This is a genomic window from Actinomycetota bacterium (assembly GCA_040881665.1).
GTDB lineage: Bacteria > Actinomycetota > UBA4738 > UBA4738 > HRBIN12 > JBBDWR01.
On the sequence record JBBECT010000004.1, the window covers coordinates 881902 to 905525 of the forward strand.

24 protein-coding genes, 1 tRNA gene and 1 pseudogene are annotated in these 23624 nt (G+C 66.7%); 19 read left to right on the plus strand and 7 right to left on the minus strand.

The features are described 5' to 3' along the window. Positions 1–25 precede the first annotated feature (25 nt). The 13 genes and pseudogenes from WEF05_05270 to WEF05_05330 all read left to right on the plus strand — a co-directional run bounded on the left by WEF05_05270 (position 26) and on the right by WEF05_05330 (position 12034). Positions 26–1033 (plus strand): polyprenyl synthetase family protein, encoded by a 1008-nt coding sequence (locus tag WEF05_05270; protein ID MEX1101303.1) that lies wholly within the window; start codon positions 26–28, stop codon positions 1031–1033. 55 nt (positions 1034–1088) lie between these two features. Further along, positions 1089–1454: an NADH-quinone oxidoreductase subunit A gene (locus WEF05_05275; protein ID MEX1101304.1), complete on the plus strand. Its 366-nt coding sequence runs from the start codon at positions 1089–1091 to the stop codon at positions 1452–1454. Next, positions 1424–1957, plus strand: coding sequence for an NADH-quinone oxidoreductase subunit B family protein (locus WEF05_05280; GenBank protein ID MEX1101305.1), 534 nt, complete (start codon positions 1424–1426; stop codon positions 1955–1957). Before WEF05_05275 ends, WEF05_05280 begins: the two co-directional genes overlap by 31 nt. Beyond that, positions 1923–2450 (plus strand): NADH-quinone oxidoreductase subunit C, encoded by a 528-nt coding sequence (locus WEF05_05285; GenBank protein MEX1101306.1) that lies wholly within the window; start codon positions 1923–1925, stop codon positions 2448–2450. Before WEF05_05280 ends, WEF05_05285 begins: the two co-directional genes overlap by 35 nt. A gap of 86 nt (positions 2451–2536) precedes the next feature. Continuing rightward, the gene (gene nuoH, locus WEF05_05290; protein ID MEX1101307.1) at positions 2537–3481 is read left to right on the plus strand and encodes an NADH-quinone oxidoreductase subunit NuoH; all 945 of its coding nucleotides are present in this window, start codon (positions 2537–2539) and stop codon (positions 3479–3481) included. Between the two features lie 40 nt (positions 3482–3521). Then, entirely contained in the window at positions 3522–4034 is a 513-nt protein-coding gene (locus WEF05_05295) for a 4Fe-4S binding protein (protein MEX1101308.1), read from the plus strand. Then, positions 4035–4544 carry an NADH-quinone oxidoreductase subunit J gene (locus WEF05_05300; GenBank protein MEX1101309.1) on the plus strand — a complete coding sequence of 170 codons (510 nt, stop codon included), beginning with the start codon at positions 4035–4037 and terminating at the stop codon, positions 4542–4544. It abuts the gene before it with no gap. Continuing rightward, positions 4541–4843, plus strand: a complete 303-nt coding sequence (gene nuoK, locus WEF05_05305) for an NADH-quinone oxidoreductase subunit NuoK (GenBank protein MEX1101310.1) — start codon at positions 4541–4543, stop codon at positions 4841–4843. The genes WEF05_05300 and nuoK overlap by 4 nt, the downstream gene beginning before the upstream one ends. Then, a complete protein-coding gene (nuoL, locus tag WEF05_05310) occupies positions 4837–6858 on the plus strand; it encodes an NADH-quinone oxidoreductase subunit L (GenBank protein MEX1101311.1) in 2022 nt (673 codons plus the stop codon). Before nuoK ends, nuoL begins: the two co-directional genes overlap by 7 nt. Before the next feature lie 31 nt (positions 6859–6889). Continuing rightward, the gene (locus WEF05_05315) at positions 6890–8437 is read left to right on the plus strand and encodes an NADH-quinone oxidoreductase subunit M (GenBank protein ID MEX1101312.1); all 1548 of its coding nucleotides are present in this window, start codon (positions 6890–6892) and stop codon (positions 8435–8437) included. A 2-nt stretch (positions 8438–8439) separates the two neighbouring features. Next, a complete protein-coding gene (locus WEF05_05320; protein MEX1101313.1) occupies positions 8440–9924 on the plus strand; it encodes an NADH-quinone oxidoreductase subunit N in 1485 nt (494 codons plus the stop codon). A gap of 90 nt (positions 9925–10014) precedes the next feature. After that, positions 10015–10889 (plus strand): annotated as a pseudogene (locus tag WEF05_05325) (zinc metalloprotease HtpX). Further along, positions 10886–12034, plus strand: a complete 1149-nt coding sequence (locus WEF05_05330; GenBank protein ID MEX1101314.1) for a serine hydrolase domain-containing protein — start codon at positions 10886–10888, stop codon at positions 12032–12034. The pseudogene WEF05_05325 and the gene WEF05_05330 overlap by 4 nt, the downstream one beginning before the upstream one ends. A 6-nt stretch (positions 12035–12040) precedes the next feature. Here WEF05_05330 and WEF05_05335 read toward each other — a convergent pair whose 3' ends face one another. The 3 genes from WEF05_05335 to WEF05_05345 form a co-directional block, all read right to left on the minus strand. Continuing rightward, complete coding sequence (locus WEF05_05335) at positions 12041–13408, minus strand: pyridoxal-dependent decarboxylase (protein ID MEX1101315.1); 1368 nt, start codon at positions 13406–13408, stop codon at positions 12041–12043. 4 nt (positions 13409–13412) lie between these two features. Further along, on the minus strand, positions 13413–14771 hold the full coding sequence (locus WEF05_05340; GenBank protein MEX1101316.1) for an aspartate aminotransferase family protein: 1359 nt from the start codon (positions 14769–14771) through the stop codon (positions 13413–13415). A gap of 132 nt (positions 14772–14903) precedes the next feature. Continuing rightward, positions 14904–15398 carry a YajQ family cyclic di-GMP-binding protein gene (locus WEF05_05345; protein ID MEX1101317.1) on the minus strand — a complete coding sequence of 165 codons (495 nt, stop codon included), beginning with the start codon at positions 15396–15398 and terminating at the stop codon, positions 14904–14906. 65 nt (positions 15399–15463) lie between these two features. Here WEF05_05345 and WEF05_05350 point away from each other — a divergent pair. After that, a tRNA-Tyr gene (locus tag WEF05_05350) sits at positions 15464–15545 on the plus strand. 213 nt (positions 15546–15758) lie between these two features. Here the strand turns inward: WEF05_05350 and WEF05_05355 are convergent. The 3 genes from WEF05_05355 to WEF05_05365 all read right to left on the minus strand — a co-directional run bounded on the left by WEF05_05355 (position 15759) and on the right by WEF05_05365 (position 17978). Continuing rightward, on the minus strand, positions 15759–16547 hold the full coding sequence (locus WEF05_05355) for a hypothetical protein (GenBank protein ID MEX1101318.1): 789 nt from the start codon (positions 16545–16547) through the stop codon (positions 15759–15761). 246 nt (positions 16548–16793) lie between these two features. After that, positions 16794–17132 (minus strand): hypothetical protein, encoded by a 339-nt coding sequence (locus WEF05_05360; protein MEX1101319.1) that lies wholly within the window; start codon positions 17130–17132, stop codon positions 16794–16796. Positions 17133–17189: 57 nt separating this feature from the next. Further along, complete coding sequence (locus WEF05_05365) at positions 17190–17978, minus strand: hypothetical protein (protein ID MEX1101320.1); 789 nt, start codon at positions 17976–17978, stop codon at positions 17190–17192. 298 nt (positions 17979–18276) lie between these two features. On the opposite strand from WEF05_05365, the gene WEF05_05370 reads away from it, so the two are divergent. The 5 genes from WEF05_05370 (at position 18277) to rnc (ending at position 22473) form a co-directional block, all read left to right on the plus strand. Next, positions 18277–19530: an MBL fold metallo-hydrolase gene (locus WEF05_05370; GenBank protein MEX1101321.1), complete on the plus strand. Its 1254-nt coding sequence runs from the start codon at positions 18277–18279 to the stop codon at positions 19528–19530. An 11-nt stretch (positions 19531–19541) separates the two neighbouring features. After that, positions 19542–20432 (plus strand): hypothetical protein, encoded by an 891-nt coding sequence (locus WEF05_05375; protein MEX1101322.1) that lies wholly within the window; start codon positions 19542–19544, stop codon positions 20430–20432. 11 nt (positions 20433–20443) lie between these two features. After that, entirely contained in the window at positions 20444–20836 is a 393-nt protein-coding gene (locus WEF05_05380; protein MEX1101323.1) for a hypothetical protein, read from the plus strand. A 29-nt stretch (positions 20837–20865) separates the two neighbouring features. After that, on the plus strand, positions 20866–21615 hold the full coding sequence (locus tag WEF05_05385; protein MEX1101324.1) for a hypothetical protein: 750 nt from the start codon (positions 20866–20868) through the stop codon (positions 21613–21615). Positions 21616–21801: 186 nt separating this feature from the next. Next, positions 21802–22473 carry a ribonuclease III gene (gene rnc / locus WEF05_05390; GenBank protein MEX1101325.1) on the plus strand — a complete coding sequence of 224 codons (672 nt, stop codon included), beginning with the start codon at positions 21802–21804 and terminating at the stop codon, positions 22471–22473. A gap of 376 nt (positions 22474–22849) precedes the next feature. Here the strand turns inward: rnc and WEF05_05395 are convergent, their stop codons facing one another. After that, complete coding sequence (locus WEF05_05395) at positions 22850–23491, minus strand: hypothetical protein (GenBank protein MEX1101326.1); 642 nt, start codon at positions 23489–23491, stop codon at positions 22850–22852. Between the last annotated feature and the right edge of the window lie 133 nt (positions 23492–23624).

The window sequence follows — 23624 nt, forward strand, 5'->3', positions numbered from 1 at the left end:
ACCCCTGTGTGGGAGGCTGGCGCCCGTGAGCCGCCGCGTGATCCCCGGGCTGGAGGCCCCCGACCCCGTGCTCGAGCGGGAGATCCGCGGGCGGCTCGATCGCGTCGAGGAAGCGCTCGAGAAAGCGGTCCGAGCCGACTCGGACCTGCTCGCCGAGACCTCCCGCCACCTGCTGGCCGCCGGGGGCAAGCGCTTCCGTCCGATGCTCGTCCTGCTCGCCGGCTACTTCGGCGATCCGACCGACCACCGGCTGATCCCCGGGTCGGTCTCGATCGAGCTCGTGCACCTGGCGACCCTGTACCACGACGACGTGATCGACGAGGCCGACTCGCGGCGCGGTACCCCGAGCGCGAATTCGCGCTGGGACAACACGGTCGCGATCCTCACCGGCGACTACCTGTTCGCCCGCGCCTCGGAGATCTCCACCGATCTCGGCACCGAGGTCTGCCGACTGCTCGCACGCACGATCGCGATCCTGTGCGACGGCCAGATCCGCGAGGTGGACTCATCCGGGAACGTGGACCAGCCCGAGGACAGCTACATGGAGATCATCCGCCGCAAGACCGGGTCGCTGATCGCCACGAGTTGCCGCCTGGGCGGGATGCTCTCGGATGCCACGCCCGACACCGTCGACACCCTCGAGGCGTTCGGCGAGGCCGTCGGCATGGCCTTCCAGCTCTCGGACGACATCATGGACGTCACCGCCACCCAGCTCGAGCTCGGGAAGGAACCGGGCGTCGACATGAAGGAGGGCGTCTACACGCTCCCGGTGCTGCACGCGCTGGCCACCGGCCCCGAGCGCGAGGAACTGTCCCGGCTGCTCTCGGGCGGTCCTCCCGACGGCGAGCGGCTCGATCGGGCGCTGGAGATCATCCGGACCGGCGACGGCATCGACCACGCCCGGGCCGCCGTGACGGGCGAGGTCCGCCGCGCGAAGGACCTGGCGGCGCGCCTGCCCGACGGCACGCCGCGCACCGCGTTGGTGCAGCTCGCGAGTTTCCTCGCGGCCCGATGCGGCGCGGAGCAGGCGTGAGCACGGCGCTGCTAGACTCCGCGCCCGAGATGCTGGGGAGGGATCTCGCGAGCTCGTGAACACCTACTACAACAGCTACGGGGTCGTCGTCGCCGTGATCGTCGCGGGCGCGGGTCTGGTCGCCGTGGCCTTCGGCGCCGCGAAGCTGATCGCTCCCAGCCGCCCGAGCTACGGCAAGCTCACGACCTACGAGTGCGGCATCGACCCGGTGGGCGAGGGCTGGGCGCAGAGCCAGGTCCGCTACTACATCTACGGGTTCCTCTTCGTGATCTTCGACGTCGAGAGCGTGTTCCTGTTCCCGTGGGCGGTGACCTTCGAGAACATCGGTTGGAGCGCCGTCGTCGAGATGGGTCTGTTCATCGGGATCCTCGGCGTCGGCCTCGTGTACGCGTGGCGGAAGGGGGTGCTGAGGTGGGCGTGATCGACGGCTCTCCGCTGCACAAGGTCAAACCCGTCAAGTTCCTGCTGAACTGGGGTCGCAAGTACTCCCTGTGGGTCATGAACTTCGGTCTGGCCTGCTGTGCGATCGAGTTCATCGCCGGCTCGGCGGCCAAGCACGACTTCATCCGGCTCGGGGTGATCCCCTTCGCGCACGGACCCCGCCAGGCCGACCTGCTCGTGGTCGCAGGAACGCTCACGGACAAGATGGCGCCCGCCCTCAAGCGCGTCTACGATCAGATGCCCGACCCGAAGTACGTGATCTCGTTCGGCAGCTGCTCGAACTGCGGCGGCCCCTACTGGGACTCGTACTCGGTCACCAAGGGTGTCGATCAGATCGTCCCGGTCGACGTGTACGTCCCCGGATGCCCTCCCCGTCCCGAGGCCCTGATCCACGGGATCGTGAAGCTGCAGGAGAAGATCGGTCAGGAAGACATCAAGGAGAAGTGGAGTGGCACCAGTGGCGCCCCCGCTGTCTCCTCCTGAGATCACCGAGCGCCTCCGAGCGCAACTCGGCGACGACCTCCTGGGCGCAGAGGACTCGTTCGGACACGCCGTGTTCGGGGTGACGGCCTCGCGTTACCACGAAGCGATCAAGCTCTGCCGCGACGAACCGAAGCTGGCCTGCGACTACTGCGACTTCGTCGGGGGCGTCGACCGGGGCGAGGACGGGTTCGAGGTCGTGACGGCCCTGTACTCGACGAAGCTGCACCACAACGTGCGCTTCAAGGTCCCGCTGCCCCGGGAGGCACCGGCGATCGACACGATCAGCGATCTGTACGCCGGCGCGAACTGGCACGAGCGCGAGCTGATCGAGATGTTCGGGATCGAGGTGACCGGGCATCCCCAGCCGGTCAACCTGCTGCTGCCCGAGCAGTTCGAAGGGCACCCGCTGCGCAAGGACTTCGTCCTGATGAGCCGGGTGGCCAAGCCCTGGCCGGGGGACTCCGAGGGCGAAGAAGACGGGGACGCGGAGTGATCGAGCAGGTCGCCGCCCCATTCACCCTGCTGGCCACCGAGGCCGGCACGAGCGTCTTCGACTTCGACAACGTCTGGCTCACCACGATCGTGAAGGCCGCGGTCGTGCTGGGCTTCTTCCTCGTCGCGCCGCTGCTCGTGGGCTACATGGAGCACAAGACGCTCGCGCACATGCAGGCGCGGTTCGGACCGATGGAGGCCGGTGGCTTCCACGGCTGGGCCCAGCTCGTCGCCGACGGGGTGAAGTTCATCCAGAAGGAGGACGTGGTCCCGAAGGCGGCCGACCGCACGGTGTTCTCCCTCGCGCCGGCCGTGACGATGGTTCCCTACATCGTCCTGGTGGTGCTGATCCCGTTCAGCCCGACGGTGTTCGCGATCAACCTCGACCTCGGCATCTTCTTCCTGCTGGCGCTGAGCTCGGTGAGCGTGATCGGCGTGCTGATGGCCGGATGGGCGAGCGCGAACAAGTTCTCCTTGATCGGCGCATTGCGCGCGGCCGCGCAGCTGATCGCCTACGAGTTGCCGCTCGTGCTCGCCGCCGCCGCGATCGTGATGCAAGCGGGAACGATGTCGCTGATCGGCATCACCGAGATGCAGGAGAGCTTCTGGTACGTCGCCACGCAGCCGATCGGCTTCGTGATCTTCATGATGGCGGCGCTGGCCGAGATGACGCGGCCGCCGTTCGACATGCCGATCGCCGACTCCGAGATCATCTTCGGGGCCTACACCGAATACACCGGCTTGAAGTTCGCGTTCTTCCTGCTCGCCGAGTACGGGGCGATCGTCGTGTTCTCGGCGATCGCGTCGGTGCTCTACCTCGGCGGGTACCGGGCGCTGCCGGGGCTCGGCGCGATCCCCGCGCCGCTGTGGATGGCGGGCAAGATCGCCGCGCTGTCGTTCGTCGTGATCTGGCTGCGGGCCACGTTCCCGCGGCTGCGCGAGGATCAGCTCCAGCGGTTCGCCTGGCTCGCGCTGATCCCGCTGGCACTGCTGCAGATCATGGTCGTCGCCGTGTTGAAGGTCGCGTACTAGTACACCGGAGAGGGGGAGCGAGATGGCAGACATCGAGAAGATGCCCGAGGAGGCCAAGAAGACCGGCGGGGGCCAAGGCCTGCTGAAGGGTCTCGGCGTCACCCTGAAGACGCTGCTCACTCCGGCCGTCACGCAGGCGTATCCGCACGTGCAGCCCGATCTGCCCGCGCGCACCCGCGGCGTGATCGCCCTGAAGGAGAGCAACTGCACGGTCTGCTACAAGTGCTCGCGCGAGTGCCCGGACTGGTGCATCTACATCGACGCCCACAAGGAGTCGCACGATCCCGCGGGGGGTGGCCGCGCCCGGTCGGCGAAGGTGCTCGACCGGTTCGCGATCGACTACGCCCTGTGCATGTACTGCGGGATCTGCGTCGAGGTCTGCCCGTTCGACGCCCTGTTCTGGAGCCCGGCGTTCGACTACGCGGAGTACGGCATCGCCGAGCTCACCCACGAGAAGGAACGCCTGGAGGAGTGGACCTACAAGGTCCTTCCGCCGCCGGCCCTCGAGGAGGGCGCCACGGCTCCCCAGGGTGATGAAGAGGGAGCGGCGTAGGTGGAGGTCTCCGCCCAGGAATACGCGTTCGCCGTCCTCGCGTTCGTCGGGACCTTCTCCGCGATCCGCGTCGTGACGACCAGGAACGTGGTCAGGGGCGCGCTTTACCTCGTCGTGTCGCTCGCGTCGGTCGGCGGCGTGTTCCTCGTCACCGCGGCCGAGTTCGTCGCGGGCGTCCAGATCCTGATCTACGTGGGGTCGATCGTGATCCTGTTCCTGTTCGGACTCATGCTCACGAAGGCGCCGATCGGGCGGGACACGCTCGACAACCAGCAGCGCGGCGTCGCGGCGATCGTCGGTCTCGGGGTGTTCGCCGGGCTGGTCTTGCTGATCCAGGACGCCTTCAGCATGGACGCCGCCGATCGGATCGAGCTGCAGGCGACGACGGCCGCGCAGGTCGGCGACTCGATGTTCCGTGATTGGGTGCTGCCATTCGAGGCGGTATCGTTCCTGCTGCTCGCCGCGCTGATCGGGGCGATCGTGCTGGCGAGGAAGGACGACGCGCAGTGATCCGCCTGCCGCTGCTGCTGCTGTTCTCGGCCGCCCTGTTCTCGGCCGGCGTCTACGGCGTGCTCGCACGACGTAACGGCGTCCTCGTGCTGATGTCGATCGAGCTGATGCTGAACGCCGTCACGATCAACCTCGTGGCGTTCTCGGCGGCGCTCCGGGACGTCACCGGACAGGTCTTCGCCTTGTTCGTGATCGCCGTCGCGGCCGCGGAGGTCGGGATCGGGCTCGCGATCGTGATCCTGATCTACCGCAACCGCGAGACGATCAACGTGGACGAGGTGAACCTCCTCAAGTGGTAGGTCTGCTCGCGACCGAGGCCGGCGGCCACGCGACCTCCGCGGCGACCTCGCCCGGGTTCCTCGAGTACGCGTGGCTCCTCCCGCTCGTCCCGGCGGTCGCCGCGCTGCTGATCGTGCTGTTCGGCAAGCGCCTGCCCGGCAAGGGTGCCGACCTCGGCATGATCTCGATCTCGGCGGTCGTCGTGATGGCCGGTCTGGTGCTGTTCCACTTCGTCGACGGCGGAGGAGCCTACGAGAAGGGCTGGGAGCTCTCGCCGGTCGGCTTCCTCGGCAGCGGCTCGTTCACCCTCGAGGTCGGCGTCTTCGTCGACGGCCTGACCGCCGTGATGGTGACGATGGTCGCGGTCGTGTCGTTCTGCGTGCACCTGTACTCGATCGGCTACATGAAAGACGATCCCCGGTTCCCCTGGTTCTACGCGCTGCTCTCGCTGTTCACCGCCGCGATGCTGAACCTGGTGATCGCGAACGACCTGATCCAGCTGCTCGTGGGGTGGGAGCTGGTCGGGATCGCGTCGTACCTGATCATCGGCTTCTGGTGGGAATCCAAGGAGAACTCGAACGCCGCGAACAAGGCGTTCCTGACGACCCGCTTCGGCGATGTCGGCTTCATGTTCGGGATCTTCGTCCTGATCGTCGCCGTGGGCACCTCGAACATCCCGACGATCCTCGAGGCCTCGCAGGCCGGAGCGATCACGGGAACGGTCTTGACGGTCTCCGGCCTGCTGCTGCTGTGCGGCGCGGTCGGCAAGTCGGCCCAGGTGCCGCTGCACGTGTGGTTGCCCGATGCGATGGCCGGCCCGACGCCCGCTTCGGCGCTGATCCACGCCGCGACGATGGTCGTCGCCGGGATCTACCTGATCGCCCGCATGTTCCCGATCTACGTCGACGGCGAGACCGCGATCACGGTCGTGGGCATCGTCGGAGCGATCACGATGCTGCTGGGCGCCGTGCTTGCATTGGTGCAGGACGACCTCAAGCGGGTGCTCGCCTACTCCACGATCTCCCAGCTTGCCTACATGGTCGCCGCGCTCGGCCTCGGCAGCCACGGGTACACGCCGGGGCTGTTCCACATGTTCACGCACGCGTTCTTCAAGGCCCTGCTGTTCCTCTGTGCGGGTTCGGTGATCCACGCGGTGCACACGAACAACATGTCGGAGATGGGTGGACTCCGGAAGAAGATGCCCATCACGTACTGGACGTTCCTGATCGGGACGCTCGCGCTTATGGGGGTGCCCCCGTTCGCCGGGTTCTGGTCGAAGGACGAGATCATCACGGTCGCCTGGACCGAGGGCGAGTACCTGATCTGGGGAGCCGCCCTGGCGACGGCGGGACTCACCGCCTTCTACATGATCCGGGCGTTGCTGCTGACCTTCCACGGCTCGTATCGCGGGCACGCGCATCCGCACGAGTCTCCAAGGGTGATGACGACCCCGCTCGTGATTCTCGCGATCCCCTCGATCGCGATCGGATTCCTCGGTGCTCCGAACCTCGATCTCGGGTTCATCGAGTTCAACGGGGCGTTCGGCGACTGGGTCTTCTTCCGCGAACACGTCACCGAGGACTTCTCGATCGGCTACGCCCTCGTCTCGCTCGTCGCGGTGGGGATCGGGGTCGCCGTGTCGATGGCGCTGTACCGCGGCTACCGCGAGCGGGATCCGCTGACCAAGCTCGGGCCGATCTACACGGCCCTGGAACGTCGTCTGTACATCGACGACCTCTACATGAAGGGCATCGTCCGGCCGGTGCAATACACGCTGGCCTCCGCGGTGAACTGGACGAACACCTACATCATCGACGGCATCGTGAACGGTCTGGCGGTACTCACGCGCGGCCTGGGAGAGGCCGTCGCGTGGTTCGACCGCACCGTGATCGACGGCGCCGTCAACGTGATCGGACGGGGCGCCGGTGAGACCGGTGGTCTGCTCCGCTATCTGCAATCGGGCAACGTGCAGCGCTACGCCGTGTTCCTGTTCGTCGGCGTCGTCGCTCTTGCCATCGTCATGACGAGAGTCTGAGGGAAGGCCAAGCAGACATGGGAGAGAGCCGATGAACAGCGGGTGGGAGAACTGGGCGATCTCGATCGCCGTGTTCCTACCGGTGGTGGGAGCGCTGGTGATCGCGCTCGTGCCGTCGGATCGGGATCGGCTGATCCGCGGTCTCGGCATCCTGTTCACCGGCGCAGCCCTCGTGGTGGTCACGGTGATGATGTTCGACTTCGACTACGGCGCCCCCGGCCTGCAGTACGAGGTGAACACGTCGTGGATCACGGTGATCAACGCGCGCTACCACATCGGGATCGACGGGATCTCGATGCCGTTGTTCGTCCTGACCTACCTGCTGACGTTCCTGTGCGCGATCTACACGTGGAAGTGGCTCCCCGCGCCCGGGAAGCCGAAGGCGTTCATCGGCCTGATGCTGCTGCTCCAAACGGGGATGGCGGGGACGTTCATCGCGTTCGACCTGATCCTGTTCTTCGTGTTCTGGGAGCTCGTCCTCGTTCCGATGTACTTCCTGATCGGCACGTGGGGTGGGGCCAACCGCGAGTACGCCGCGATCAAGTTCTTCCTCTACACGCTGTTCGGCTCGATCTTCATGCTGCTGGGCTTCCTCGCGATGTACTTCCGCTCGAACATCGAAGGCGTTGGGAACAGCTTCGACATCATCCAGCTGCAGGAGTTCGCCGCGAACGACGGCTTCTCCCGCACGTTCCAGCTCGTCGCGTTCGGCGCGATCGCGCTCGGCCTGGCGGTCAAGGTGCCAATGTGGCCGTTCCACACCTGGTTGCCCGACGCCCACACCGAGGCGCCGACGGTCGGCTCGGTGCTGCTTGCCGGGATCATGCTGAAGATGGGGACCTACGGGTTCATCCGGATCGCTCTGCCGCTGCTGCCCGAGGGCGCGAGGACCTACGCACCGTGGATCGGGTTGCTGGCGGCGATCGCGATCGTCTATGCGGCGCTCGCGTGCCTCGCGCAGAGAGACCTGAAACGGCTGATCGCGTTCTCGTCGGTAGGGCACATGGGCTTCGTGATGCTCGGGATCGCGACGCTCACGACCGTGGGCATCAACGCGGCGATCTTCGGGATGGTGGCGCACGGCGTGATCACCGGGATGCTGTTCTTCACGGTCGGTTCGCTCTACGACCGCTACCACACGCGCCAGATCGCCGAGATCGGCGGGGGCATGATGCAGAAGCTGCCGATCATCGGCGGGATCCTCGCGCTCGTCTCGATCGCCTCGCTGGGCCTGCCCGGTCTTGCCGGGTTCTGGGGCGAGGTCATGGCGCTGCTCTCGGCCTACGACCCCGCCCCGGGCCTGGACGCCGGCCTGTTCCGCGGCTTCATGGTCGCGGCCGGGATCGGGACGGTGCTCACCGCGGCGTACTTCCTGTGGATGCTGCAGCGCGTGGACTTCGGTGAGCTGCCAACGAAGTGGAAGGAAGCGAAGTTCGGCGACATCGTGACGGTGGAGTGGATCTCGTGGCTGCCGCTGATCGCGCTGATCTTCGTCCTCGGCGTGTACCCGCGCCTGATCTTCGGCGCGACCGAGGAAGCCGTGGATGCCCTTATGACACCCCTCAAGGCCTTCTTCTAACGATGCAGGCGATCGACTACCACGCGATCCTCCCCGAGCTGATCATCTCGGGCACGCTGTTGCTCGTCCTGATGGTCGACGCGTTCCTGCCCGCACGCCGGGCGTGGGCGGTGATGTGGCTCGGGCTGTTCGGGGCGATCGCGGCGCTGGCCGCGACCCTCACGCTCGTCGGCGACACGCGCTCGACGTTCGGGGGGATGTTCGTCGTCGACGACTTCGCCGTGCTGTTCAAGGTGTTCTTCCTGATCGTGGCGATCGCCGTGCTCGCGCTCTCGCTGCGCTACTTCCGCGAGGGCGGGTACTACCAGGGGGAGTACTACTACCTGCTGCTAACCGCGTTCCTCGGCTGCCTGCTGATGCCGAGCTCGCGCGATCTGCTGATGCTGTTCCTCGCGCTAGAGCTGGTATCGGCGCCCGGGTTCCTGATCGCCGCGTTCCGCAAGGCCGATCCACGATCGAACGAGGCCGGGTTGAAGTTCTTCCTGATCGGCGTCCTGTCGACCGCGGTGATGCTCTACGGGATGAGCATGATCTACGGGATCACCGGCGGGAAGACGCGGCTGAACGAGATCGCTGCGGCGCTCGCGGGTCCGCTCGGCAACGCCGAGAGTCTCGCGGTGGCCTCGATCCTGTTCGTCGTCGTCGGGTTCGCGTTCAAGGTGTCGGCGGTGCCGTTCCAGTTCTGGGCGCCGGACACCTACGAGGGAGCCCCGGTGCCGGTGGCCACGTTCCTCGCGACGGCCTCGAAGGCGGCCGGGTTCGCCGGTCTGCTGCAGCTGATGTTCGTTGCCTTCGTGAACCAGGCGGAGTTCTGGACGCCGATCTTCGCCGGTCTGTCGATCCTGACGATGACGCTGGGCAACCTCATCGCGCTGCGCCAGACACAGGTCGTGCGGCTGCTCGCGTATTCGTCGATCGCTCAGGCCGGGTACATGCTGCTGCCCTTCGCCCTCGTGTCGGTCGACGACCCGGGCGTGAACGATGCCGCGTTCAGCGCCGCGATCGTCTACATCCTGATCTACTCCGTCATGACCCTGGGCGCGTTCGCGGTCGTCATCGCGATGTCGCGCGGCTCCCGCGGCTTGCTGATATCGGACTTCGCCGGACTGGTGCGCCGTGCTCCCGTGCTCGCCGTCGCGATGACCGTGTTCATGATCTCCCTCGCGGGGATCCCGCCGACGGGTGGATTCTGGGCGAAGTTCGTGATCTTCCGCGCGGCGATCGACGCGGGTGGAGTCGGCCCGTGGCTGGCCGTCGTGATGCTCGTGAACTCGGTGATCAGCCTCGTGTACTACCTGGTGATCCCCAAGCAGATGCTCCTCGTCGACGGTGAGCTCGCGGACGCCGGGGAGCCGGTCACGCCGATGCGGACGCCGGTGCTCGTGGGCGGGGTCGTGCTGATCGCCACGCTCGGTGTGCTGGCGATCGGGATCTACCCGGACCTCGTCGCGAAGTTCCCCTCGATGTCGGGTCTCGTCGGCGGCTGAGGCGTCGCTCCCAGCGCCTCCGTTCCCGCGGGTCTGTGGGAGCATGAAAGGTGCTCGGGACACCGCCCCGACGCAGGAGGAACCACAACGATGATCGGCATCAACCGCGTCAAGACCTGGATCCTGATCGCGGGCCTGGGCGGTCTGTTCGTCCTGGTCGGCGGGCTGCTCGGCGGAACGAACGGGGCCACGATCGCCCTCGCGATCGCCCTGGTCTTCAACTTCTCGATGTACTGGTTCTCCGCGAAGATCGCGATCGCCACCACGCGGTCCAAGCCCGTCACCGAACAGGAGTACCCCGACTACTTCCGGACCGTACGGGAGCTCACCCAGCAGGCGGACATGCCGATGCCGACCCTGTACGTCTCGGACATGGCCCAGCCCAACGCCTTCGCGACCGGGCGCAACCCGGGCAACGCCGCCGTCTCGGTCACCAAGGGCATCCTCCAGGTGCTCGACGAGCGGGAGCTGCGCGGCGTGCTCGCCCACGAGCTGTCCCACGTGGCGAACCGCGACATCCTGATCTCGTCGGTCGCCGCCGCGATCGGGATGAGCATCACCTTCCTCGCGCGGTTCGTGCTGTTCTTCGGCAGCGACGACCAGAACCCGCTCGGGCTGCTGCTCGCCTGGATCCTCGCGCCGCTGGCCGCCGCGCTGATCCAGATGGCCGTGTCGCGCTCGCGCGAGTACCAGGCCGACGAGTCCGGCGCGCTGCTCTCGCGGGACCCCGATGCCTCGCGAGCGCGCTGCGCAAGATCGAGGCGGCCGCCAAGCAGGTTCCCGTACCGGCGAGCGTCAGCCCGGCCGAGGCGCACCTGTTCATCATGAATCCGTTCTCGGGACGGCGGTCGCGGGGAGGGGTCGCCTCGTTCGCGCGGTTGTTCTCGACCCACCCGCCGACCGACGAACGCGTCGAACGGCTCCGCCAGGTCAAGACCCAGCTCCAGGGCACGTCCGCTCCGTGAGGGCCCGGCGTTCCATCCTCGTGCTCCTCGGGGTGCTGCTGCTGAGTGCGAGTTTCGTCCCCGCCGGCGCCGGATCGGTTCCGCAGCCATCTGCGCGCCGGCTTAAGGCTGCCCTGCGCGACCTCGTCGATGATCCGAACGGCCCACGCGGTGCGATCGTGGTGATCCACCGAGGGTCGAACCGTCGGGTGTTCACCTCAGGTGTCGCGAACGTTGAGACCGGCGCCGCGATGCGATCCGACATGCATATGCGGATCGCCAGCACGTCGAAGGCCTACAGTGGCGGCGTCGCACTCTCCCTGGTGCAACAGGGCGCGCTGTCGTTAGACGACACGGTCGCCGACCTGCTCCCGTGGGCGCCACCGGACTGGGGAGAGGTGACCCTCGGCCAGGCGCTGCATCACACGAGCGGCCTTCCCGACTACACGGCGGACCTGGGTTTCCTCGACTACTTCGCCGACCATCTCGAGGATCCGCTGCCTCCACGACAGTTGCTGGGATACGCCGGCGACGAGCTCGACTTCGATGCGGGAACGCAGTACCAGTACTCCAACTCCGACAACATCGTCGTCGGCCTGATGGTCAAGGCTGCCACCGGGCGCCGGTACGAGCGGGAGCTCACTATGCAGGTCCGCAAGCCGCTCGGCCTCTTACACACGAGCCTTCCGCGCGGAGTCGAGATGCCCCGCCCGTACATCCGCGGCTACCAGCCCCCGGGGAACCCTCCTGAGGACGTCAGTGAGCTGGCCGCCGCCGGCTACGCGTGGGCGTCGGGCGGCATCGTCTCGACCCCGGGTGATCAGGACCGCTTCGTCCGCGGCTACATCGGACGAGACCTGTTCGACCGAACGACCCAACAGGCGCAGTTCGACTTCATCCCCGGCGACTCGGACCCCCCCGGCCCGGGAGACAACCACGCCGGGTTGGCCGTGTTCCGGTACTCGACGTCGTGCGGAACGATGTACGGCCACACGGGCAGCATCTTCGGGTACACGCAGTTCATCGCGGCGTCGCGCGATGGGCGTCGCTCGGTGGTCGTGTCGGTCAACAGGCAGACGACGCCGACCGTCGCGCCGGCCGTGTTCGAGAAGCTTCAGCGGGTGTTCCGACTGGGCGTCTGCGCTGCGATGTCCGGATCTCGGTGACCTGCTTCAGCCGCGGAGCGTGTCGAGGATCGGCCGGATGTCGTCGAGCGTGGTTTCCGGATTGACGAAACACATGCGCACCACCTTCTCCCCGCGCCAAGTGGTCGGCAACACGTAGCCGATCTGGTCGCGGAGCAGCTTCGCGCTCCAGGCGTCGTAGTCGGAGCCTTCCCAGCCGTGTCGCCTGAACAACACGACCGACAGCTCCGGGCTGAGCACGAGTTCGAGCTCGTCGCGCCACCGGATCTCCTCCGCGGTCGCCGCCGTGATGTCGAGGACACGGTCCACCGCCTCCCGGTAGGCGTCGGTCCCGTGGACCGCCAGCGAGAACCAGAACGGCATCCCGCGCGCCCGCCGGGTCAGGTGGTATGCGTAGTGCATCGGTGACCACTCCCGGTCCTCGGTCACGGTGTCCAGGTAGGAGGCCTCCTGCGCGAGCGCGACCCGAGCGAGTGACGGGTCGCGATATACCAGCGCGGCGCAGTCGAACGGGGCGAACAGCCACTTGTGCGGGTCGATCGTGACCGAATCCGCGTGCTCGATCCCCGCGAACAGACTCCGGGTCCGATCCGAGACCAGGGCCGCGCCACCGTACGCGGCGTCGACGTGGAACCAGAGTCCTCGCCGCGAGCAGACCTCGGCGATGCCCTCGAGGTCGTCGACGATGCCGGCGTTCGTCGTCCCACCCGTGGCGACGACGCCGAACAGGTCATCGACGCCGGCCCCCGCCGCGTCGAGGGCGGCCTCGAGAGCGGGGCCCGTCATCCGCCCACGGTCGTCGACGGAAACCGCCAGCACCTCGGCGTCCATCACCCGGCACGCGGTGATCACCGATGAGTGGACCGCATCGGAAGCCGCCACCTTCCATCGCGCGGGCCGTTCACGCCCGGCGGCCTCGCGACGCGTCTGCATCGTGTGTCGGCCGGTGACCATCGCGGACAGGTTCGCGGCCGAGCCGCCGGAGACGAACACGCCTCCCGCCTCGGTGGGGAGCCCGACGAGATCGGAGATCCATCGCAGCGCCTGGTTCTCCGCGTAGATCACACCTGAGGCGTCGATCCACGCCGACGCGATGATCGACGACGCCCCGACCACGAGATCGAACAGGATCGAGGACTTCGTCGGAGCGGCCGGAACGAACGCGAGGTTCGCCGGGTGATCGGTCGAGACACACGCGGGTGCGAGCACTTCGTTCCAGATCCGCAGAGCTTCGTCCCCCCCGAGGCCACCGGGGGTGATCGTCGTGCCCGCCGCGGCGGTCAGCTCTTCGAGCGAGCGGGGGTGATCCAGCGGCTGTGGCTGGGAGATCCGCTCGCGGATCGACGCGTCGATCTCACGGGACAGCGCGTCGATCTCGCCCGTGTAGCGGTGCACGCTCCTATGAAGAGAGCTCGCTGCAGAACTCGCCGAACGCCTCGACGTAAGTCCGGATGTCGGACTCGGAGTGCTGGACCGACAGGGTCCACTGCTCCTCGTCGCCGGGGGTCATGAAGATGCCTCGGTTGACCATCCAGGGGAACGACGCGTAGTAGATCTCGGTGTTCGTCTCGAGGAAGTCGCGGTAGTTGCGCAACGGCTCGGCTCGGTACGACACGCAGCCCTTGCATCCGAGGTCGACCGTGTGGCCGGGGATGCCCGCTTCGTCGAGCGCCCGCTGGCAGCCCTCTGCGAGCATCGTTCCGAGCTTGCCCATGTGTTCGTAGGCATCTTTGGTCAGGACCTCGCGCAGTGCCGCGACGCCGCCGGCGCAGGTGAGCGGGTTGCCGTTGTAGGTGCCGATCTGCGCCGCCCCGTGTTCGATCGTGTCCATGATCTCGCGCTGCCCGCCGAACGCGCCGGACACGAGACCGCCGCCGATCGACTTGGCCCACGCCGACAGGTGCGGTTGGGTCCCGAAGCGTTCCGCGGCGCCGCCATGTGCGATCGTGGCACCGCACTTGACCTCGTCGAAGATCAGGACGACGCCTGCGGCCTCACACAGGTCCTTGAGTCCCTGCAGGTAGCCCGGTTCGGGAACGACGATGCCGATGTTCATCATCACCGGCTCGAGGATCATGCAGCCGATCTCGTCGCCGAACTCGTCCAGCATCTTCTTAGTGGCCTCGAGATCGTTGAAGGGAACGACCTTGACGCGCTCGGCCATCTCGGGCGGGATCCCCTTCGACATCGGGGTCGACGCGGGGAGGTCGCGGCCGCCCATCATGTCCGAGTTCGGGACGACCGAGAACATCACGGCGTCGTGGTGCCCGTGATAGCTGCCTTCGATCTTCAGGATCGTGTACTTGCCTGTGTACGCGCGTGCGACGCGGATCGCGTCGGCGGTCGCCTCGGTCCCGGATTGGGTCAGGCGGACCATGTCGCAGTTGAATCGTTCCGCCAGCGCTTCGGCGTACTCGACGGTGACCTCGGTCGGAGCGGCGAAGTGGGTGCCGAGCTTCGCCTGCTTCTCGATCGCTTCGACGATCTTCGGGTGTGCGTGACCCACTGCCATCGATCCGAACCCGTTGTGGAAGTCGAGGCGCTCGGTGCCGTCGACGTCCCAGACCTTCGGGCCTTTCCCGTGCGAGAGGTAGATCGGATAGGGGTCGTTCGCCTGGAACGTGGACGGAACCCCGTACGGCAGGACTTTGTGCGCGCGCTCGTACAGCGCCGCGGACTTGGAGGTGCTGGCCAGGAGCTTCTCGGTTTCGCTCCCGGCGATCTCCCGTGCTTTGGCGTTCAGGCGTTCGACGTCCACGTGGTATCACCCTCCCGTTCGTGGCAGTTGAGGGTACCCGCGACCCCGGGCCGCGGCAAGGTCCGTGACCGCAGTCGCCGGCCTCTCACCTGGGGGTTTCGTCGTGATCGATGGCTTGGACGAGCCCGATGTTCAGCGGTAGTTCGTGAACTGCAGGGGGAGGCCGAAGTCCTGGTCCTTCAGCGCTGCGATCGCTGCCTGCAGGTCGTCCCGCTTCTTCCCGGTGACGCGGACCTGGTCGCCCATGATCTGGCTCTGGACTTTGATCCCGCTGCCCTTGAGCGCCTTCACGATCGCCTTGGCCTTGTCCTCCGGGATACCGGTGGTGATCGTGACCTTCTGCCGAGAATGACCCTTGGCGGCCGACTCGACCGGGCCCTCCTGCAGCGCCTTGAGGGAGATCTTGCGCTTGACGGCCTTGTCTTTCACGACACCGAGCGCGGCGACCAGGCGGTCCTCGGTCGAGGACTCGAGCTGGACCGTGGTGTCGTCCTCGAGCTTCACGGTCGTCTCGGTGTTCTTGAAGTCGAACCGCTGCGCGATCTCGCGCGCTGCCTGGTCGACCGCGTTCGTGATCTCCGGCAGTTCCACCTCGGAGACGACGTCGAAAGAAGATGAACTCGCCATCGCCCGGGATAGTAGCCGACCGGGAGCGAGGGCGACGGTGCGCTAGAATCCGTGGTCGATCACCCGGGAGGATGCCCGAGCGGCCAAAGGGAGCGGTCTGTAAAATCGCCGGCGTAGCCTACGAAGGTTCGAATCCTTCTCCTCCCACCGAGGGGTGTTCTCGAAACTACGCGCCGTGTCATCTCGAAACCCCCTTAGGAAGCGTCCGCGAACCCTGATCGAGGGCGCCGGGTCCGTTCGGAACACGATGCGCAAGAGGATCGGCTCTCCGGAGCTGCTCGAACATGCCGAAGGGCGTCACGAGGCATGCTCGTGACGCCCTTGAAGGAGCGGTGGGGGGAGCCGGTGGAGCGGGACCGTCTAGTCGGGCGGCGGGTCGCGACCTGAGGCGACCTCGTCGGCGTGTCCGAGCAACTGCGGGAGGGTCCCCGTACGCCGCCTCGCCCGGACCGGCTTGGCCGAGGCGGAGGCCTTGGCGCGGGCGACGAAGGACCGGATGCGGTCGAGGTTGTAGCCGACGGCGGAGAAGGTGAGCATCACCGCGGTCTTGACGAGGCCCATCACCCTGATGTTCTTCCGCGCGATGTTCACGAACCCCCCCTTCAGCCCTGCGTTGGCCGCCTCGGCGACCTGGCGCCGGCCCATGGACTTCCGCCAGGCGGTCGTGCCGGGCGGCAGGGTCTGCCACCACACCAGATCCTCCGCGGACGCAGTGATCGTCTTGGGGCAGCAGGCACTGCCCTCGGGCAGGTCGACCATCGGGACCGTGGGCGCGCGCCGCATCGTGTGCGGGATCGCGCGCGAGCGGAGGTACCCCGAGCTGAACGGGCACCGCCAGCGCGTCGTGCCGTCGGTGTCGGGTTTGACGTGGCGCTGGTAGCGGAACCGGGCGCGCCGGTTGAACGCCTCCTCGTAGAGCGTGGTCTCCTTCGGCCCCGACCCCATCGGCGGCATCGGCAGCTCGCCGCGCAGCTCCTCTGGCACGTGGTCGCTGAACAGCTGCCCCTCGATCATCAGGACGCCGTCGGCGAACGGCTTGCTCGCCCGCTGGTGGCGATGCGGGCGGAATGTGTGTTCGATCCCCGCGCTGCGCAGTGGGTAGACGGTGGTCTCCGGCCTCAGCTGTGAATAGCCCCTGTCCCAGATCACCTCGTCGATCTCCTGGCCCTCCCCTTCCGAGATTTCGACTTCGCGACCTCTACGCGAACCCGGAGGTCGCGAAGTTGCTTGCGAAGCACGATTCTGATTCCCGCAGCTCCTAGAACGCTCGACTCTAGGGAAGAGGCTGTGACGATGCGACGCGATCGAGAGCATTCCGGCGACTACGCGAGAGGGGGCTCGCAAGCCTCGCGAATCAGTACCTGCAGAACGCGATGCGTGTCGGGAACCGGGTCGTCAACCCGTTCGGACCGCAGTTCTAGCGTCGGGCCGGGCAGGAACCGCAGGACCCGCTCCCGACAGAGAGACCCCCAGGAGCACCAGCGCGATCAGAACCCCACCGCTCGCCGCGAAGAGCCGGATCCCGCTCTGCCGATCCGTGACGGGGCTCGGCGGGGAAGTCCAGAGCAGGCAATCTCCCTCGCCGGCGGCTGCCTTGGCCGCGCACGAGGCCGTCAGATTCTCGTACTGGGTCTGCTCGACGGGATCGATGTAGGAGCGCTCGGGCAGGAGCGCGGCCGTCCCGAATCCCAGGGCGAGCACACCTACCGCAGCTACCCGGAGGAGCGTTTGCATCCTCCGATTCTGACACAGGAAGGAAACCGCCGCTAGATGGCTACGAATCCTTGGGGCTCAAGCTCCGACTCTCCGTGGGGCTCTTCCAGCACGGCCAACCTGCCTCTGATCGACGAGGAGGGGGGCCAATCGGGTCTGTTCGGGTTCCTCCAGAACCTCTTCGGCGACTTCGGCGAGATGGGCGAGGGGATCGCCTCCCTGGGCGGCTCGGCCATCCACGATGCCGGACGGGGCCTGGCCCAGCTCCTGCCCGGTGAGCAGAACTGGGGCGTGGTCAACGACACCGACCAGCGTGGCTACCTGCTCGACGACATCGCCGCGGCGCTGCCCGGAGCCGTCGCAGGCGACTACTCGGCCCGGTACGGGGGCGAGGGCCTGGACGAGGTGGGCCAGCAGCTCTACGCGCTTGTCCTCATCGCGGAAGTTGGCGATCGTCTCGGCCACGTCCCGGAGCACGAAAGCAAGGTTGGGGTTCACCGCCGGCTCGTCGTCGTCGACCAGCCACACTTCGAGGTGGTCGAAGTCGTGGGGTACGTCGTGCGTCCCCATCCGGCACAGCGAGACGACCGCGTCAAACTCGACGTCGGCCAGTGCCGCCACGTCCCCGACGAGAACGCCTGGGTCTTGGGGGAGCGAGGTAACGAAGCCCGACGGCCGATACCGCTTCATGTAGTAGGGGACCAGGTACTCGGCGGCGGGCCATCCCGTCGCGTCGGCGCCGTCGTGTCCGAGATCGGCGACGACGGCACGCATCACGAGGTCTCGGTCCGTGAGCGGTCTGCTCCTCGTGAGGAGCAGACGGTCCCGGAGCCGCAACGTCGAGACTCCCTTGGTCGCCCCGAGCACCGCTAACTCGCTCGCCTCACCGACATCGAGCCGACCGCCTACCGCACCAGGGAGGTCGGCTGGGTGCGTGGCCAGGACATCGGAGACCTCATCGGCGATCCGGACCGATGCGTCCTTGTCGAGATGCGAGCGCATCGTGCCGATGCCCGCACCGACCATCGCGCCGATCGATTCGTGGAGGCCCATCGAACACAACGTATCCGTTGCCTCCGACGCCATGAGCAGGAGGTCTGACGCCTGACGGAGTGTCATTGCTGGCGCGTAGGATGCGTTCAGGCTCAACCAGATCGGAACTGGCATGAAGGTCCGGATCCACCGCGGCGCGCACGAGATCGGGGGCAGCTGCGTCGAGGTGGAAAGTGCTGACGGTGACCGACTCGTGCTCGACGTTGGGGCGCCGCTCGTCACTGTCGAGGGTGAAGAGCCCACGGTGCCGGCGGTCGATGGTCTCATCGAGGAGGACCCGGCCCTCAAGGGTGTCGTGATCACCCACGCGCACCAGGACCACTGGGGGCTCGTGGACAAGACGCTTCCGAGCGTCCCGCTGTACATGGGCGAGGCGACACACCGGATCTTGAAGGATGCCGCGTTCTGGGTCAGTGGCCTCACGCGCACCCCCGCAGGGTCCCTCTCCCATCGCGAGCCGTTCGAGCTCGGCGGCTTCCGCATCACGCCGTTCCTGAACGACCACAGCGCGTTCGACGCTTACTCGCTCCTCGTGAAGGCCGACGGACGACGGCTCTTCTACACCGGCGACATCCGCGGACACGGTCGAAAGGCGGGCATCTTCGAGCAGCTCCTGCGCAAACCGCCGAAGGATATCGACGTCTTGCTGACCGAGGGGACCAACATCCGCCCCGCAGACAATGGTGAGGCAACCGAGCCGACCTCGACCGAGACCGACGTCGAGCACGCGTGTGTCGAGCTGTTCAAGGACACGCCGGGCATGGTCCTCGCGATGTACTCGGCTCAGAACATCGACCGGCTCGTGACGCTGTACCGAGCCGCGAAGCACACCGGCCGGACCCTCGTCATGACCCTGTACGGCGCCTCGATCGCGGAGGCGACCGGGAACGAGAACATCCCGAAGGCGGGTTGGGAGTTCGTCCGCGTGTTCGTGCCGGGCTGGCAACAGGCGAAGGTCAAGGAGGCCGGCCAGTTCGACCGGGTGGACCAGATCAAGTCCTGTCGCGTGTTCGAGGAGGAGCTCGCAGAAGACCCGTCCCGCTGGGTGGTGTCGTTCGGTATGCCGATGGCCACGAGGCTCGACAAGGTCGGATGCTTCACCGGAGCACATCTCATCTGGTCGATGTGGCCCGGGTATCTGAAGGACGACAAGCAGAAGCCGCTGCTTGCCTTCCTCGAGGAGCGGGGGATCCCGCTGACGATCGAGCACACGTCGGGACACGCCTCGATCCATGACCTGCAGCGGCTCGCCGAGGCGCTGGCGCCGGAACGTGTCGTGCCGATCCACTCCTTCGGCGCCGACCGCTTCGACGATCTGTTCGAACACGTCGAGCATCACCCCGACGGTGAGTGGTGGAAGGTCTGAAAGGAGTCCCGATGCCGGAGAAGCTGTTCAACCGAGCGCTGAGCACGGCTGGTCTCGAGAAGTTCGAGAAGGAGCCCTCTTATACAGCGCTCCTTCAGTACTGTCGAGCCGACCCTTCCCTGTCGATCTTCCTACGCGGCAAGACCGTGGACGTCTACTGGGAAGGCTTCGTCGTGTTCCACGTCGTGGTCTCGACCGGCCGGCTCCAGATCGGGTCGGCCAGCGACGCGCCCGTGCCAGGGTGGCCGACCTCACTGTCCGAGATGGATCCGGCCAGGCTGCCCGAGTACATCGCCGGCGTGAAGGACCGTCGCGCCGTCAAGGCAGCGACGAAGATCCCTGAACTCCGGTTCGAGGCTGGAGTGATCCGTGACAACCAAGGGGTGGGTGGCCCCGTGGCGGTCCTCGACCGTCAGGTCGCCGGTCCCGGAGGCCAGGACCAGCTGGACCTGATGCTGCTCGACGTGGGGTCGTCCAGGCTGGGGCTCGCGGAGCTCAAGGTTGTCGGCAACAAGGAGATCGGGGGCGCGGTACTCGGTCAGCTCGAGCGCTACCTCGAGGCGTTCGGAGACCTAGGCCCGGCCTATGGGGACGTTTACTCCCAGATGAGGCACCTCGGATTGGTCGCGAACCGGAACGCGACGGTGCTGCCCAACAAGGAGCCGATCCCGATCCTGATGCTTGCTGGCGTCCCGGTGAGGAAGTTCGGAGCGGAGTCCGACGATCCGCTGTTGCACGCCCTCAAGATCGCGAACGACAAGAAGGTGACGATGCACAAGGGGTGGGACGCGCGGATGATCGTGTTTCCGCGTCACATCGATCAGTCGTTCTCGATCCCGACGTCCCTCGAGGACCTCCCGACGATCTCGACATGGTGTCGCCGGAACCTCTCCGACAGCTAGGAGTCTCAGCGATGCGCGATCACAGATGGATGGGACTGGGGACCGCGGAGTTCACCGACGCGCAGGCGTTGGAATGGGCGACGCTCGACGGCGCCACCGACGCGCCGCTCGAGCTGAACATCGCCCAGGTCGTGTGTCTGATCTGCGACGCGCCCTACGTCGACACGGTCGATGGCTGCCCCGGACCGCTGGATCGGCCGGCCCGCCACCGCTGGGTCTCGATGATGACCGTCGCCATGACACCGGAGGAGGCAGCGGGGTGGGCAGACCCTGCACCGATGGAGGGTCTGGACGTCCGTCCTCGCTCGACCAACCTTCTGTGCGCCCTCTGCGGACAGCCATATGAGCAGGCGGAGGACGCGTGTCCCGAACGTGCCTTCTGGATCTCGACCGGTTCTGAGTGAGCCAGGCCCCGGACGACAGGAGGCACCAGATGAAGGGCAAGTTCGAGGGGGAGGATGGGGGTGTCCTCGGGACGCTCGCGAACAGGAACCTCCGGAACGCTGCATCCTGGAGGATCACTTCGGAGATCTGCCGGCGTTATCCGCAGGACACCTTCATCCTCGATGCGGTGCCTATCGTCGGCGTCGATTACGACTGCCTTCGTGTTGCAAGGCTGGATGGAGCTGGATGGATCGAGTTCAACCGCAACTCGACGGGCAGCGCCCATCGGCTCGTGGCTGACCTTGAAGAGGATGTGTGGCCAGCCTTCTTGATGGAGTGGATCTCCGTTGCCGATCGCCGGAATTTCGTACGGAGGGTGTCGGAGTGGTTCGGGCTTCCGCGTGTCGCGCAACTGCCACCGACGACCCGGCGGACCCTCGCATACCGGGCGCTGGCTGGGTTCCTTCAGGCTCACGCCATGGATCGACATAGGTGGAGCGTCGATGGCGCAGCGTTGGTCGACGACATGGATCAGCCTCATCGTCGCCACGAGCTCATCAAACGGTTCAAGGATGTCCGGATCGAACGACCGAAGGGTGGCGGACCGATGAACACGGTGACGGAGCCAGCCTTCTCCGTGTGGTTCATCTGCAGAAACGAGTCACCTCTCGTGTACGTGACCGCAGAAGCGCAAGCGACGAACCGGAAAGGAGTCGAGGTAGACCTGTTCGACACGTACTCCCGGACGAAGCGGATTGATGATGTCATCGCCCAGCTCGCGTCCCTGATGCCGCGATGAACGCTCAGGCGATGCAGGCGATCGAGGGCCGGCGCGACAGGCTGAATGCCGCGATGCTGGGTACGCGCCGCTTGGAAACGTCTGGAGCCAGCGACGGTCTCTGGAACGAGCTTCACCCAGAGTAGCCGAGCGCGACCTGCGCCCATCTCGCACTCGACTGAGGTGAGCGAGAGTACGATTCCCGGGATGGAACGGGCTGGGCTGTGGTACAGCGAGCTGCGCAACCTTGCCCTCACCCACCGGTCCTACGCCTTCGAGCAGGGACTCGATCGCGTCACGGGCACGAACGAGCGCCTCGAGTTCCTCGGGGATGCCGTGCTCGGGGTCACGGTGGCACAGATGTCATACGCCGCCTACCCGGACAGGCCGGAGGGCTGGCTCGCGAAGCTTCGCGCGGCGATCGTGAACGAGTCGGCGCTCGCCGACGTCGCGCGGGAACTCGGTCTCGGGGACGAGGTCAAGCTCGGCAAGGGCGAATTGGCCTCGAATGGCCAGGACAAGGACAGCATCCTCGCTGACACGCTCGAAGCCGTCATCGGGGCGATGCACCTCGGCCTCGGACCCGACGCAGCTCGCGCCTGGGTCGAGGAGTTGTTCCGCCCCCGGATGGAAGCTTGGGCGGGGGGCGAGGACCCGGAGAACCGGGACTACAAGACGGAGCTCCAGGAGATCGCCGACATGCCGCCCGTGTACCAATACGAGGAGAGCGGACCCGACCACGAGAGACAGTTCACCGCCACCGTGGACATCGACGGCAAGTCACTCGGCAAGGGCTCCGGACGATCCAAGAAGGAGGCCGAGCAGCGCGCCGCGCGTGAGGCGATCTCACTGCTCCGCGCTGGGAGTCGCGAGGGCTGAGATCGCAGTCACCCGCCTCCAAGGGGAGGGGACAGCCGAGAGAGTCTGAACGCGCACGGTTACGGGAACGCCACCATCCTGCTGTGGGAGGTACCTCTCTTAACCTGTGGGAGGTCCTCCAGAAGTGCCGCAAACCGTGTGGCCAGGGAGTTATGAGAACCCCACCGTTGGGGTGTTCTCAAAACTGGGGCCCCTGACATCTCAGAACTCCACTGAAGAGGCGCCCGGCGGTCGGTTCGCGCGATCGGGGGCTGGATTCGGTCGTTCGGCAGTCGACGCGACGGGCGATCGGCGCTCGAGAAGCACGAAGGGCGTCACCGGAACATGCCGGCGACGCCCTTCTTCAGAGGTGAGGTGTTCTTCGAACTCGGGCTGGTCAGCCCGGAGGCGGTGAGCGGCCGGACTCCGGACGATCAGAGCCGATCACGTCGGTCCACGTCCCGGTGCGACGCTTCTTCCTCGTCCTCTTCGGCGGCGCCGCGGTGCGCTCCGCCTCCTTCTTCGAGAGGAACGAGCGGATGGCCTCGAGGTTGTAGCCGGCCAGGGTGAAGGCCAGCAGCAGCGTCATCTTCGCGAGGCCGAAGACGCGCAAGAATTTGTGCTGGATGTTGACGAAGCCTCCCTTCAGCATCGCGTTCACGCCCTCGACCACCTGACGCCTGCCGTAGGAGATGCGCCATGCCGTGGTCCCCGGGAGGAACCTCTGCCAGTGAGGAAGCTCGGCGGCCGATGCCGGGGACAGGTAGACGGCCTTCCCCTCGCCGGGCACCTGCTCGTCCACGTCGAACGGCTCCTCAGAGGTTCGAACGGTCGACTGCAGCCGGTGCCAGGTCGTATCGAGGGGGACCGAGCGCGGGTAGTTGACCACCTCCGGGAACAGGTACAGGTTCAGCAACGGCGAGTGCGTGTTGAACTCGGCGGGTGGGCACGGCTCCAAGCCGACGGAGACCCTGAACTCGTTGTGTTCGGCCAGCGGGTCCTTGTGGACTCGGCGATACTCGTTCCGAAGACCTGCCACCTCCCTCCGGTCGTCGGTTGGCAACCCAGACAGAGGGGGCGGGAGATCCGGATCGCGCATCTCGAGCGGGTTCGCGGAGACGAAGCGCGCCCACGGGCATCCAGCAAGCTCGACGGCGGGGAAGCCCGTGACG

Bases quoted from the DNA above. Each gene is read 5' to 3' on its own strand.
- WEF05_05320 (MEX1101313.1), top strand. From the start codon at position 8,440: ATGCAGGCGATCGACTACCACGCGATCCTCCCCGAGCTGATCATCTCG.
- WEF05_05380 (MEX1101323.1), top strand. From the start codon at position 20,444: ATGCGCGATCACAGATGGATGGGACTGGGGACCGCGGAGTTCACCGAC.
- WEF05_05360 (MEX1101319.1), bottom strand. From the start codon at position 17,132: ATGCAAACGCTCCTCCGGGTAGCTGCGGTAGGTGTGCTCGCCCTGGGA.
- WEF05_05295 (MEX1101308.1), top strand. From the start codon at position 3,522: ATGCCCGAGGAGGCCAAGAAGACCGGCGGGGGCCAAGGCCTGCTGAAG.
- WEF05_05315 (MEX1101312.1), top strand. From the start codon at position 6,890: ATGAACAGCGGGTGGGAGAACTGGGCGATCTCGATCGCCGTGTTCCTA.
- WEF05_05375 (MEX1101322.1), top strand. From the start codon at position 19,542: ATGCCGGAGAAGCTGTTCAACCGAGCGCTGAGCACGGCTGGTCTCGAG.
- WEF05_05345 (MEX1101317.1), bottom strand. From the start codon at position 15,398: ATGGCGAGTTCATCTTCTTTCGACGTCGTCTCCGAGGTGGAACTGCCG.
- WEF05_05385 (MEX1101324.1), top strand. From the start codon at position 20,866: ATGAAGGGCAAGTTCGAGGGGGAGGATGGGGGTGTCCTCGGGACGCTC.
- rnc (MEX1101325.1), top strand. From the start codon at position 21,802: ATGGAACGGGCTGGGCTGTGGTACAGCGAGCTGCGCAACCTTGCCCTC.
- WEF05_05370 (MEX1101321.1), top strand. From the start codon at position 18,277: ATGAAGGTCCGGATCCACCGCGGCGCGCACGAGATCGGGGGCAGCTGC.